This window comes from Aeromonas sp. 75A, from assembly GCF_051919425.1.
Taxonomy (GTDB): domain Bacteria; phylum Pseudomonadota; class Gammaproteobacteria; order Enterobacterales; family Aeromonadaceae; genus Aeromonas; species Aeromonas veronii.
This window is the reverse complement of record NZ_JBQBES010000002.1, coordinates 1,019,203-1,031,793: the sequence shown is the minus strand read 5'-3', so window position 1 is coordinate 1,031,793 and position 12,591 is coordinate 1,019,203. Positions and strand designations below refer to the sequence as shown.

The 12,591-nt window shown below is 59.9% G+C and carries 13 protein-coding genes; 6 read left to right on the top strand and 7 right to left on the bottom strand.

The window, feature by feature from the left end:
- The 5 genes from ACTG2T_RS04575 (at window position 1) to ACTG2T_RS04555 (ending at window position 3,475) form a co-directional block, all read left to right on the top strand.
- Window positions 1-420 (top strand): GspH/FimT family pseudopilin, encoded by a 420-nt coding sequence (locus ACTG2T_RS04575; protein ID WP_005338751.1) that lies wholly within the window; start codon window positions 1-3, stop codon window positions 418-420.
- Entirely contained in the window at window positions 417-809 is a 393-nt protein-coding gene (locus ACTG2T_RS04570) for a type IV pilus modification PilV family protein (RefSeq protein ID WP_005358533.1), read from the top strand. The genes ACTG2T_RS04575 and ACTG2T_RS04570 overlap by 4 nt, the downstream gene beginning before the upstream one ends.
- Window positions 803-1,363 carry a PilW family protein gene (locus ACTG2T_RS04565; RefSeq protein WP_330124014.1) on the top strand — a complete coding sequence of 187 codons (561 nt, stop codon included), beginning with the start codon at window positions 803-805 and terminating at the stop codon, window positions 1,361-1,363. The genes ACTG2T_RS04570 and ACTG2T_RS04565 overlap by 7 nt, the downstream gene beginning before the upstream one ends.
- Complete coding sequence (locus tag ACTG2T_RS04560; protein ID WP_330124015.1) at window positions 1,360-2,979, top strand: DUF7305 domain-containing protein; 1,620 nt, start codon at window positions 1,360-1,362, stop codon at window positions 2,977-2,979. The genes ACTG2T_RS04565 and ACTG2T_RS04560 overlap by 4 nt, the downstream gene beginning before the upstream one ends.
- Before the next feature lie 94 nt (window positions 2,980-3,073).
- Entirely contained in the window at window positions 3,074-3,475 is a 402-nt protein-coding gene (locus ACTG2T_RS04555) for a VOC family protein (RefSeq protein ID WP_005338740.1), read from the top strand.
- A gap of 104 nt (window positions 3,476-3,579) precedes the next feature.
- Here ACTG2T_RS04555 and ACTG2T_RS04550 read toward each other — a convergent pair whose 3' ends face one another.
- The 4 genes from ACTG2T_RS04550 to ACTG2T_RS04535 form a co-directional block, all read right to left on the bottom strand.
- Window positions 3,580-5,058: a carboxypeptidase M32 gene (locus tag ACTG2T_RS04550; protein WP_323924036.1), complete on the bottom strand. Its 1,479-nt coding sequence runs from the start codon at window positions 5,056-5,058 to the stop codon at window positions 3,580-3,582.
- A 138-nt stretch (window positions 5,059-5,196) separates the two neighbouring features.
- Complete coding sequence (gene smrA, locus ACTG2T_RS04545; protein WP_330124016.1) at window positions 5,197-5,778, bottom strand: DNA endonuclease SmrA; 582 nt, start codon at window positions 5,776-5,778, stop codon at window positions 5,197-5,199.
- 187 nt (window positions 5,779-5,965) lie between these two features.
- Entirely contained in the window at window positions 5,966-6,145 is a 180-nt protein-coding gene (locus ACTG2T_RS04540; protein ID WP_047439337.1) for a DUF3149 domain-containing protein, read from the bottom strand.
- 136 nt (window positions 6,146-6,281) lie between these two features.
- On the bottom strand, window positions 6,282-7,169 hold the full coding sequence (locus ACTG2T_RS04535; protein WP_330124017.1) for a TraB/GumN family protein: 888 nt from the start codon (window positions 7,167-7,169) through the stop codon (window positions 6,282-6,284).
- An 88-nt stretch (window positions 7,170-7,257) separates the two neighbouring features.
- On the opposite strand from ACTG2T_RS04535, the gene ACTG2T_RS04530 reads away from it, so the two are divergent.
- Entirely contained in the window at window positions 7,258-7,590 is a 333-nt protein-coding gene (locus tag ACTG2T_RS04530) for a DUF1904 family protein (protein WP_330124018.1), read from the top strand.
- Window positions 7,591-7,681: 91 nt separating this feature from the next.
- Here the strand turns inward: ACTG2T_RS04530 and ACTG2T_RS04525 are convergent, their stop codons facing one another.
- From ACTG2T_RS04525 to ACTG2T_RS04515, 3 genes are all read right to left on the bottom strand, one after another.
- Window positions 7,682-8,509 carry an SDR family oxidoreductase gene (locus tag ACTG2T_RS04525; RefSeq protein WP_042054211.1) on the bottom strand — a complete coding sequence of 276 codons (828 nt, stop codon included), beginning with the start codon at window positions 8,507-8,509 and terminating at the stop codon, window positions 7,682-7,684.
- 141 nt (window positions 8,510-8,650) lie between these two features.
- Window positions 8,651-10,099 carry an OprD family outer membrane porin gene (locus ACTG2T_RS04520; RefSeq protein ID WP_005338723.1) on the bottom strand — a complete coding sequence of 483 codons (1,449 nt, stop codon included), beginning with the start codon at window positions 10,097-10,099 and terminating at the stop codon, window positions 8,651-8,653.
- 502 nt (window positions 10,100-10,601) lie between these two features.
- Window positions 10,602-12,539, bottom strand: coding sequence for a methyl-accepting chemotaxis protein (locus tag ACTG2T_RS04515; protein WP_123173633.1), 1,938 nt, complete (start codon window positions 12,537-12,539; stop codon window positions 10,602-10,604).
- Window positions 12,540-12,591: the final 52 nt, after the last annotated feature.

Here is a 12,591-nt window from a genome sequence, read left to right as displayed (position 1 = left end):
ATGAATGTGCGCGGATTTACTCTGATTGAGTTGATGATCACGGTCGGCATCGCCGCCATCTTGCTATTGGTCGGGTTGCCCTCCATGAGTCAGCGCCTCGCGGCCGAACGGCTCGATCGCAGTGCGACCGAGCTCGCGTCAGCCTACCGCTTTGCCCGCAGCGAAGCGGTCAAGCTGACCCTGCCGGTGGTACTGCAGGGCACCGAGAACGGTGGCTGGGAGGTGATGGCTGACAGCAAGTTGCTGCGTCAGGCGGCAGCACCTGCAGGCGGAGTGGTGATCAAGCCGTTTGACCCCATCCAGATCGCGCCAACCGGCAGCAGCAGCCATGCCGAGATCATTCTGGCCAATCGGCTCGGTGAGCAGCGGGTGCTCTGCGTGGCCCCGAGCGGCCAGCTGCTGCAGGGGAGCTGCTCATGAGACACGCCGCACTTGCCCGCCAGCAGGGTTTCAATCTGGTGGAGATCATGGTTTCCATGGTGTTGGCTGTGATGGTGTTTCTCGGTCTCGCCAAGGGGCAGGTGGTCTCGTTGCAGCAGGCGCACTACAGCTTGCAGAGCACGCTGGCCACGATCGAGGCGAGCAACAGCGTGGAGCAGATCTGGAGTTCACTGTGCGAAGTGCAGCGCAAGCCCGAGCGGTTCACCCAGGCCGATTTTCTTGCCCGTTTCACCCTGCAGGATGGCCACCGGCTGGTGCTACCGAACCGTTATAGCGACAACTTTGTGGTCGCTATCGAGTGGCAGGATGAGCGGGTCTCCGGCGCCAAGCGGGTGGAGCTGAACGCAGGATTTCCGCCTTTATGCTGAGCGTCCCCTCACGGCAACGAGGCGTCAGTCTCGTCGAGCTGATGATCTCCATGGTGCTCGGTCTGATGCTGATGCTGGCGATTTTTGCCGGTTACGCCCCAATCAAGAGCACGGTCGAACAGAGCAAGGCGCTGGAGCAGGCGAACGAAGTGCTGCGCTTTGCCACTCTCACCTTTACCAACAGCATCAAGCAGGCGGATCAGCTGATAGCCGTCACCCCTTATCGCCTTACGCTGGCTTTCAAGGTGGAGGGGGGCAATCAGGTGCTCTCCTGCCTTGGCAACCAGAAAACCGCCGATTTTACCGAGCAGTACCGCTTCACACCGCCGGTGCTCAGTTGCGATGACGGAGATGGCCCGCGCCTGTTGCTGGCACATCTTCAGGATCTTGAATTCGGCCAGCAGGGTGCACTGGTCAATATCCGCATCTTGCCCGAAGGGCTGCCGAGCTATCTGGCACCGGGAGTAGAGGTGCAGGTGGCCCGCCGCAAGGCGGTCTGGGCAGCAGCGTTGGCCACATCCGGTGCCAACGCCACAGCAGGGGGAGCGGGATGAACAAGGGATTACAGGGGCAGCGAGGAGCCGTACTGCTGGTGGTACTGGTGGTGAGCCTGCTGTCGAGTCTGCTGGTGTTTACCAGCATTCAGGAGAACCAGTTGCAGACTCGCCTGAGCGGCAATTTTCACAAGAAGATCAATGCGCAGCTCAGTGCCGAGCAGGGGATGAACGAGAGTTATCGTGCCCTGCATCAGGCGCTTGGCGCCGAACCGCGGATAGAGTGGGAGCAACTGGTGCAGAAGGTGCCTGGCAAGGGGGAAGGGGCCATGGCGGGCAGTCGCTTTAGCATCGATCAGCTGGATGCCTCCGCCGGCAGCAAGCTGGCGTTGCAGAGCCATGGCCGCTATCTGGAGGGAAATGCCAGCCTCAATGCCCTGTTTGCCCTTAAGCGCGAGCCCGGCAATTTCATCTTTCAGGATTCGGTGGTGGCGTGTGAAGGGCTGAGCCTCTCCGGTAGCGGTTTTATCGACAGCTATGACTCGCGCAAGGGCAAATATGGCGGCACCAACATTAACCAGAATGCCAAGGTGGCGACCGTCAGTGACAAGGCCAATGTAGTGCTCGACGGCAATTCGCCAATTTGGGGCGATGTACGGGCGACCGGCTCCGTGACCCTGAACGGATCTTCTCCCATCTCCGGCAACGTGAATGCCGGGAGCGACGTCATTATCTCCCCCTCTTCGGACAAGATTGTCCGGGTTTCCGGCAATGTGAAAGGGAGCGGCAGTTTGACTCTGAAAGGGGGACGCATCGGTGGTCAGGTGGCGGTCAACGGTAATGTCTCCATGGATTGGGGCACCAGCATCGACAGCGGCAAGCTCAATTATGGTGGCGCTGGTTTTTTTAAAGATCAGGAGAACCAGAAATATCTGGATCCCGAGTACCGCACCCACCCCAAGTTGCCACCCGTGGCCGGGCAGGTGTGTGACCCGCTCAATGTGGCCGCGTTGCCCAAATCGTTTCCCCCTGCAACATTGCCCATCAATGGGCCCCTGACGCTGGGCGCCACCCAGCAGATGGTGCTGACCACGGATCCTGCCACTGGCTCGGTCACCAGCAGCAACCAGCACAAGCCCGGGCTGCCGCTACCCGGCAAGGGGGAGCTGTTTGGCAAGGATCAGACCATTTATCAGCTCGACAGCCTCAATATGGGGGCCGATGCCAGCCTCACCATCAAGGGGGATGTGGTGCTGCTGATCGACAAGGATTTCACCATGACTGGCAGCAACAAGTTGACGGTGAGCGAGGGGAGCAGCCTGACCCTGATCGTCAGCGGCAAGGTCGATCTCGGGGCCGGAGCCGAGGTGACGGCAGCCAAGCAGGGGCTGACTGCTGGCGGTACGCCTGCTATCTCCATCTATTCCGCCTATAGCGGCAAGGATGGGATCAAGCTGTCGGGCAATACCCCGCTCTATGCCGCCCTCTATGCCCCGCTGACCGAGATGCAGATCAGCGGAAGTGGCGGTCTGTACGGGGCGGTGCGTGCCAAGCACCTGACCGAGAGCGGTGCGGGCGGTGTGCATTACGACGAGGCGCTGGGCATGGCAGATCTGGGGGACGATCAGGGGCCGCCTCCGACGCTGGCACTGCGGCAGTGGCACTTTGTGCAGTGAGGCTGGCGAGCCGCTAAAAAGGATCGAATGGGGCACGCAACTGTGAGAAGGTGGAGATCTGTCCACCCAGCAGTTCACTATTGAGGAGTGCTCCATGCCAGGCCCCGCTCGCGCCGGTGCCCTGATCTATGCCAAGGATCCGGGCCTGCTGACCCACTTTTACCGTACATTGCTGCAGATGGTGGTCTGCAGTCAGGATGAGCAGCTGGTAGTGCTGGAAAACAGCGATATCCAGCTGCTGATCCATGCCATTCCTGAGCCTTATGCCGGGCAAGTCGTTATCAAGCGGCCGCCAGCACTGCGGGAAGAGGGGGCCATCAAGCTGTTCTTCACCGTATCCAGCCTCGCCTGGGCGGAAGCGAAGGCGGCGGATCTCGGCGGCGGCCTGCTGCCACAGCAGTGGACTGGGCCCGGCTTTGTGGTGCGCAACGCCTTCGACCCGGAGGGCAATATCCTGCAACTGCGCGAGTTGCTGGGTTCCCCTGATCCTCTCTGAATTTTCTCTTTTTACAGCATGTGTGCCATGCACCGCCATAAAAACGGGGCCCTATAGTGGTCAACTAAAAAGGGCCCCGTTCTGCTGTTAGCTTACTGCGCTCATTACTTCAGGTAGCGCTGTTCCAGATGCTGGCGCAGCCAGTGCGGGTTGAGCGCTTCACCGGTGGCGCGGCGCACCAGCTCGTCGGTACTGTGCCGGCTCCCCTGTGACCAGATGTTGCGTCCGAGCCAGCCGAAGATCTCCGGCAGGCGGCCCGCCGCGATCACCTCACCCATGCTGCCCAGCTCTTTCTCGAGGGCAAAGCGCAGCTGGGCGGCATACATGGCGCCCAGGGTGTAGCTCGGGAAGTAGCCAAACGAACCGTCGGTCCAGTGAATATCCTGCATGCAGCCATTGCGGTAGTTGCCCTTGGTGGAGAGCCCCAGCCACTGCTGCATCTTGGCATCCCACAGCTCGGGGATGTCGGCCACCTCGATCTTCCCTTCCACCAGATCGCGCTCCAGCTCGTAGCGCAGGATAACGTGGGCCGGATAGGTCACCTCGTCCGCATCGACCCGGATAAAGCCCGGCTCGACCCGGCTGTAGAGCTTGGCCAGATTGTCCGGCGCAAACGCCGCCTGCTCGCCGAAGTGGTGACGAATGCGTGGTGCCAGCAGCGCGAGGAAGGCCGGATGATGCCCCAGCTGCATCTCGCAAAACAGGCTCTGACTCTCGTGGATCGCCATGGAGCGCGCTTCGGCCACCGGCTGACCCAGCAGATGGTGCGGCAGCCCCTGCTCGTAACGGGCGTGACCGGTCTCGTGCACTATGCCCATCAGGCTGGAGACAAACTCCTGCTCGTTATAGCGGGTGGTGATCCGCACGTCGGTCGGCACGCCGCCACAGAAGGGGTGACTGCTCACATCGAGCCGGCCGTGGGCGAAATCAAAGCCGAGCAGTCCCATCACCTCCTGACCGAGTGCCTGTTGGGTCGGGATGGGGAAGGGGCCTTGCGGCAGCAGCAGGGCATCGCCCTTTTGTTGTTCACTCACGGTCTGGATAAGAGCCGGCAGCCAGCTGGCGAGATCGCCGAAGATCTGATCGAGCCGTGCGCTGGTCATGCCCGGCTCATAGAGCGCCAGCATGGCGTCGTAGGGGCGCACGCCAAGCGCATCGGCCCGCAGCTGCGCTACTTCACGGGAGAGTTTCACCACCTCCTCGAGATTGGGGGCAAAACCGGCCCAGTCGTTGTTCTTGCGCTGGCTGCGCCAGGCGTGCTCGCACTTGCTGCCAGCGAGCGATAGCGCTTCGACCAGCTCACCGGGCAGCAGGCTGGCATCTTGCCACTGGCGCTTGATCTCGCCGAGGTTGGCACGTTGCACTTCATCGAGCGGTTCGCTCTCGGCCTTGGCAATCCAGTCGCCCAGCTCGGGAGCGGTGCGCTTCTGGTGGATCAGCAGACCGAGTTCGGCCATCGCTTCGGCGCGGGCATCATTGCCCCCTTCCGGCATCATGGCCGCCTGATCCCAGCCGCAGATGGCGGCGAGATGGCTAAAGCGGTGGATCTGCTGCTGATGTTGTTCAAGCTTTTGATATGACATGGGATTGTCCTTGTTATCGTCCCTGATGGTATGCCGCCCCGTACCTGGCATGATCGGGGCCGTTCGATGCTAACACCGCCGCTGTATAGTTGACCACCTTCATGCAGGCGGGCCAAAGGCGTGGGGGCGAAACGCGGATTAGCCGAGCCGCTTCTGGTGCCGTTCGCGGTTTTCCGCTTTTTTGCGTTCGCTTTTGCGCAGCAGCACGTATAGAGCACCGCTGCCGCCGTGGCGACGCTCGGCGCTGTGGATCGCCATGACGGCGGGCAGTTGCGGCAACCAGGCGCTCACATAGCTTTTCAGCAGGGCGCGCGGGGTGCTGCGATCCCCCTTGCCGTGCAGGATCAGCAGACAGCGGATATCCCGGACTTCACAATCCGCAATGAACTGCACCAGCGTCTGGCGTGCCTCATTGAGGGTTTTCTGGTGCAAGTCCAGGCTGGCCTGCAGCTCGTATTTGCCGAGCCGCAGCTTCTTGTAGACCCCCTCCTGCACCCCATCACGCTTGAAGCCGACGATTTCGTGCGGATCTAGCATCTCGATGGCCTCCATGGTGAGGTGGTCGAGGGCGAGTTGTTCGGCGGTGGCAGCCTGACGGCGAGCGAGCTGTGCCTCGGTCGGGGCGGATTTGGCCGCATGGGGATGGATGTTGTCGCTGCGAATGGGCCGCACGTCGGCCACTTCATTCATGAATAGCGAGAGTTCGTCGTTATGAGACACGGCAGGCTCCCCATAAGAAAAAGTGGGGGCCATTATAACGGCCGCAACCGGCACAGAAAACGGGGAAAGGGGGAGGGGATAAGGGGCGCCCAGCATGGACATTAGTGCAGTCTGGCCCGGGAATCACAGTCGCGAACCATAAAACAGCACAGGCGGTCAGTGTGAACTGCCGCCTGTGGTCAGAGGATTATTTGCCCTCTTTGGGTTGTTGAGAATGGGGGTGCTGTGAATGAGGCGGTTGCGAGTGCATCACCTTGTAGATGAAGTAGGCCGCGTAAGAGCTGATGAGCAAGAAGGTGCCGATAATCACCAGCATCGACATCAATCCCACGCTGTTGCCAAACATCAGGTCCAGCCAAAAGTCCATTTTATTGCTCCTGTCACCCAGTTGATGACAGGCATGATAAATACCTCTTTGCCCCGTCCGGGATGATCCCGATCAACTCCCTTGCAGGTTGTTTAATAACCAGCGCGATCTGTGATCGTTCTCACTGGACTCCTTGCTACCGAGCCTGCACAGGGCCCGGTGTGGTGAGCGGGGTAATGCGCCACCCTTGCTGCTCCAGCAACGCCAGCAACCCCTGTTCGCCGTAAAGGTGCAGGGCGCCTACCACGATAAAGCTCTCGTTGGGCAGGGTGGACCATTTTTTCAGCCAGTTATGGTTGCGCTCGGCCAGCAGGGTCTGCTCCATCCAGCTCTGTAGCGCGGGCGGGGCCATCTCCTCCTTGAGCAGATTGATCAGCGTTGCCTCATCTCCCTGCTGCCACGCCTTCATCACGGCGGCGAAACCACTCTCCAGCATCGGTAGCTCATCCAGGGTGCTGGCGAGCATCAGGGTCTGGTTGTCACCCACGCTGGCCAGATAACCGAGCTGTTCCAGCAAGGTTTCAAAGCCCACCACAGGTTTGCCCTCTTTGGCGGCCCGGGTGGCAAAGTGCTGGTCTATCCCGAGTTCACTCTTGAAGTCGGAGCGGGCCATGGCGGCCTGGGTCAGGGTAATGGCGGCAAACCAGGGGCGCAGGGTGGCGAGGGTCGCCTCGTCGATGCCATAGCGGGCGCCCGCCATCAGGGTGCGTTGATAGAGCTCGGCAGGCAGATGATCCTTGAGCGGTTTGCCATCCACCAGTCGGGTGAGGGAGCTGGTTTGTTGCCACTGATCCGGCGTGATGCTGTTCATGTCCACCTCCATCACCAGTGCGTGACTCTGCAGCCAGGCACGCTCCACCGGCTCGGGCAGAGGATAGAGGGAAGGTTTGCCCGCATGGATGGAGCCCAGCAGCCAGTGTTGCTGGTTGCCCTTGCTCACCCGATAGAAGGCGGGATCGGCAAAGGCGTGCAGCGGTAGCAGCAGGCAGAGCAGGAAGGCAAAGAGGGTGCGATGAAAACTCATGGGGATCCTTAATATGCGCCGGGTGACTTCTCTTGCTGACAATAACCCCTATGATAAGTCCTCATTTCAGATAACCAAGAGGTTTGCCATGCCCCATCTTCGTTTTCGCGCCGTGACGTTCGATACCCTGCAACAGGTTAGCGGCCCGCTGCTGGCCGAGCTTTGCGAGCTGACCGGCGGCAAGCCGGAGTTTGTCACCATGGAGCGGATTGATAGCTGCTGGATCCGCAACGGCGAGCCAGAGACGGGTTTTCCGTTTGTTGAGCTGCACTGGTTCGAGCGGCCACAAGAGATGCAGGACGCGGCCGCGCGCCTTATCACGCGCCATTTGAAACGGGTGCTGGGGGAGCAGACCTATGTGGTGGTGCAGGTGATCCCTCTGGTCAAGAGCGCCTACTACAGCAATGGCGAGCACTATTGAAGAGAGGGAAAAACCAGGTTGGCGGGACGGGTGATGCCGCTACCCGGCTAACGCCACTTGGGCGGCAGGATGCTTGTCGCCCATCACGGGATCAGGCCGATTTGGCCAGCAGTTTATCGAGCCAGCGAGTGGGCAATACCCGTCGCAGGAAGGCAAACAGCCGGGTCGGAGTGGTCACCGGATAGCGTGCCTTGGGATGGGCGTGGGTCAGCGCATGGAGCAGCGGCGGGATGCAGGCTTCGCTTGGGAGGGTAAAGCCGCTGGTGGCCCCCTCTTTTTCCAGCCGTGTCAGGGTCTGGCGGTAGGCCGACTGATGACGGCTCTGGGCCGGATCGATGTGCCGCAAGAAGGCGCTGCGGGCATTGGCACGAAAACGGGTATCGATGGGGCCCGGTTCAATCAGGCTGATATGTACCCCGCTACCCGCCAGTTCGAGGCGCAGAGTGTCGCTATAACCTTCCAGTGCAAATTTGCTGGCGTTGTAGGCGCCGCGATACTTCATGGCAACCAGCCCCAGTACCGAGCTGTTCTGCACTATCCGACCCTCTTTGGCCTCCAGCATCGGCGGCAGCACCTGACGGATCAGATGGTGCCAGCCAAACAGGTTGGTATTGAACTGCTCCCTGAGCGCTTCGGTAGGCAGATCTTCCAGCGCCCCGGGTTGGCCATAAGCGCCATTGTTGAACAGGCCATAGAGGCGTCCGCCCGCCAGATGGAGCGCCGCACTGGCACCCAGCTCGATGGAAGCAGGGTCCGCCAGATCCAGCTGTACCGCCAGCAATCCCTGTTGCTGCAAACGGGCCACATCTTCCGCCTTGCGTGCCGAGGCGATCACGGTAAAACCGTGCTGCCCCAGCGCCTGTGCGGCGGCGAGGCCAATACCGCTGGAACAACCGGTGATCAGAACAAAACGGGGCATGATGGCGTCCTTGTGACTGCTGACAAAAGCGTGTGGGTAGGTGAGCGGGTAAAATTCTTATCCGGCTCGCATGTTAGCTTGCCAACCGGCAAAAAGAAAACCGGGCCAAGTGGCCCGGTTTGCTGACATCGTATTGCCTGATTACATGAAGGTAAGCGGCATGATGATGTGGAACTTGACGTCGTGCTCGGAGGCGAAGATGTTGGGGTAATCGGTCCAACCGCCGCCCTGGCTGATGTCGTTGTTGTAGTCGGTGTAGTGCAGTTTGAACAGGGTGCCTTTCAGCTTGCCATCCTGCACGGTATAGGTGACATCGAAGTTGGCTGCCCATTCGGTATCTTCACCGTTGGCTGCTTTCTTGCCTTGACCGGTTTCGATATCCCAACCGTAAGCACCGGATACACCGACGGACCAGCCAGGCGCACCAACCAGGTCATCCAGAGAACGGGTCACGCCGAAGAACAGCGCTTTCTCGTTGTTGGCGTTCCAGTCAGAGCGGGAGTCCCACCAAATTTCGTTGGCACCCTGGGAGTTGGCGTAGCCACGGGTCAGACGGGGCAGGTAGTTGCCTTCCGCACCTTCAGCCTTGGTCCACAGACCTTCCAGACGGAAGCCGTACGGGCCCATGCCCCAGGCAGCTGTCAGAGCTTGTTGCCATGCCAGACCGTCATAAGTCTCGATCTGGGAAGCGCCCTTGGTGTAGGTCTCGGTCTCGGAACCGTAGAACTGGTAGCTGGTGGAGAGGCCGCCCAGTACGTCAAACTTGTGAGCCAGTTTGAAGTGGTAGCTGTCCATGTAGCCTTCGGACTGACCGAAAGAACCGGTCACTGCAGTGCCATTTTCGAAGGTGTAACGGGCTGCGATACCGTGGATGTAGTCGATGACGTTTTCATCAGCGAACGGATCCATCCACGCTTTGGCACGGGAGAAGACCTGAGTCTCTTTGTACCAGGGGGCCTTGTACTCGTCAGCGATGGCGTAGGTCAGGTAGAGGCCACCGAAGTTACCTTCAACTTGACCACCACGATAGGTACCCGGCTGATAAGACCAGTTAACACCGATTTGGCCAGGGACATACAGCTGGGTATAACCACCCTTGGCAGTGATGCCGCCGTCCAGGAATTTCAGCTTCATCGCTGCGTTGGAGAGGCTGAAACCACCTTCAGGGGAGCCATCTTTGGCGTTGTTGCCCCAAGAACGGCCAGCGAAGGAGAATTCGTTTTCCTGGTTGACCGGGTGATTTTCGGTAACGGCCAAGTCATAGGCACCGAAGCCGCCCAGATCCAGACCTACGGTGTCCCAGGCATAACCGGAGTTGAAGTTAAGAGCGGCTTGCACGGTGGAATGGCTCAGGTTGGACTGGTATTTGCCTTCTTTCTTGGCTGCAGTCGGGTCACCATCGATGCGCTGACGATCACGCTGGAAGTAGAACAGACCGCCGGTCAGTTTGGAGTCTTTAACGAAGGTTTCATAGGACTGGCCGTATTCCGGGCTCATCATATCCTGAGCTGCCAACGCCATACCGGGGGCGACCAGAGCGGCTACCACAGCGGCACTCAAAGCGGCGCGCTTGAAGATCACTTTTTCCATTTTTATTGCTCCTGATTTTATGGACTTAGCTTTTTTTTCCGGCAGTTGGCATCGGGCCTACCGCTCGGTATTGGCATTGCAATCAAAACCCCGAAGGGCAAAAAATCTTGTCTTGGCTACCTGCAAACCCGGATGTCTTGGCACATCTGTAGTTGGCAGTCCTGATCATCACATGTTGTTTTTTTATGTTCCGATTCTTGGCTATCGGACAACCTCAAGAGTACGTTCGCGGTGCGAAATATCAATGAAAAGTTCCCTCAACGTTTCAAAAGTATGACCGAGTGCAAATAATCATGGGCAAGGTCGTAAACAGCCTCATGGCAGGTATCACGGTGATGAGAGCGTTTTCTTGAGGCTGCGGCCAGCGCTAGTACGGGTTTTCATCCGGTACGGGGGAAGAGGTGTCAGTTAACCTGCCGATAACAGATAATTTTGTGCTACAAAAAAACTTTCCCTCTGGTTGAGGGAAAGTGATCTGGTGAGGATGCGGGGCGAATAGGGTTCAGCCTTGCTGGCCGAGGATGCGGGGGATCTGCTGCGCCTGATGGTGAATATGGGAGGAGACCTGCACCGAGAGCTGACTCACCTGACGGGCATGCTGATGGATACGGGTGATCAGATCGGCAAAACTGGCCAGTTTGTGCTCCTGACTTTTGGCGTTGTCGGCGCCCTGCAGGGCGATCACTGCGGTGTTGCGGGCGATCTCCCGCACCGCCTGGGTAGTCTGGCGCAGTTGTTCCGCCTGTGCCCGCTGGCGGCTTGATTCGCTGGTTATTCGGTTCAGTACAGTGCCAAGTTGTTCGCCGGATTGGGTCAGGCGCCCCAGAATATCGGTGATCTGGTTGAGGGATTGCTGGGTATTGGCCGAGAGGTGGCGTACTTCATCGGCGACCACCGCAAAGCCCCGTCCCTGTTCCCCTGCGCGGGCCGCTTCGATGGCGGCGTTGAGGGCCAGCAAGTTGGTCTGCTGAGCGATATGACCGATCACATCGACAATGGCCGTCACATCGGCAACCGAGCGGGTGAGGGCTTGCAGCGCCTCATCGCTCTCGTCAATCGCCAGTCCTGTCTGATGAGTGGCATGCAGCATGCTCCCCACCAGATCTTCGCTCTGGCTCATTGCCTGTTCGTTATGGTGGGCATGCTGGGCGATGTCGGCGGCGACCTGATGGACCTCTCCGGCCAGCTGGTTCAGCTCATCCATCATCTGGCCGCTCTCGTCGACCACCTGTTCGGTGGTGCGGGTGCTGTGGTGGATCTCGTCAACCTGACTGACCATCCCTTGCAGGCTGAGGGATACCGCTGACAGCTGCCCCTCTTTTTGTTGTTGGTCCAGTTGCAGGCGACCGATCAGCCGATTGTAGCTGGCAACAATATCGGCCAGCTCGTTGCGATCGCGCCCGGCAGGCAACGGCTCGGCCTGCCCCGTCTGATCAAGCTGCATAAAGGCTCCGCGCAGTCGCAACAAGGGGGTGAGCAGCCAGCGTCGTTGCACCAGCGCAAACAGCAGGGCGACTATCACCAGACAGAGCGCCAGCGTGCCGAGGATGGTGGCCAGCTCCTGATTGACGGCTTGCCGTTCGTGGGCAAGTTGTTCCCCCATCTGTCTGGTCGCTTGCAACATCGCCATGATGTCTTGCTGCACGGTCTGGCGGCCAGCCTGTTGTTGCTGAAGCGCCGTGCGGCTGTTGGCCAATTCCTGCGGATAGCGACCCAGCAGCGAGCGTAATTCGCTGCGCGGTTGATCTCCCAGCTCCTTGCGTACCGGCTCCCCCAGCGTGAATTCATCGGCGGGCGCCTCTTCATACAGGCCGAGCAGCGGCAAGGCTTGCAGCGCTTGCGCCTGTTTTTGCAGTGCCTCCAGTTCAAAGCGGATCCCTTCGAGCAGCTTTTCATTGCCCTGCTCCATATAGCTTTGGCGCAAATGGGCGAGGCGCGGCAGGCCCGCCAGGATCTCGGCCGCACCGCGGCGATATTGCTGTGCCGCGGCAGATTGTTCCGTGTTGGCACCTTGCTCCCCATAGCGGATCAGCTCCATGGCCTGGCTGCCCAGCTCACTCTCGGCATTTTGCAGCAGCAGCTGGCTGTTGCCCGAGAGCTTGCCTGCGGCCTGATAGTCGTGCGCGATGCGCTGCGCCATCTGTTCGAGTTGCTGTCTGAGCGGGGCTGCCACGGCATCATCCTGAGCGGCCAGCGAGGAGAGCGCTTGCTGGCGGACCTTCTCCGCTGCTGTCAGTTGTTGCGGATCGCCGCTGTTGAGGTAGTCACGCAGGCTGTTTTGCAGGGTCACGGTCACAAGTTGTTGCAGCGTCTCGTGCTGATGCTGGGCCTGATTGGTACGGGCAAGCTGCTGCCAGCCGTGGTAGAGGGCCAGCGCCTGTCCTCCCGCGACCAGTAACAAAACAAGGGAGGAGAGGGTGGCGTAATGGGCGATTTTCACGGGGTAATTCCTGTCAGCACAGACCATGGGGGAGCGTGGCCCGAGCCTAAAC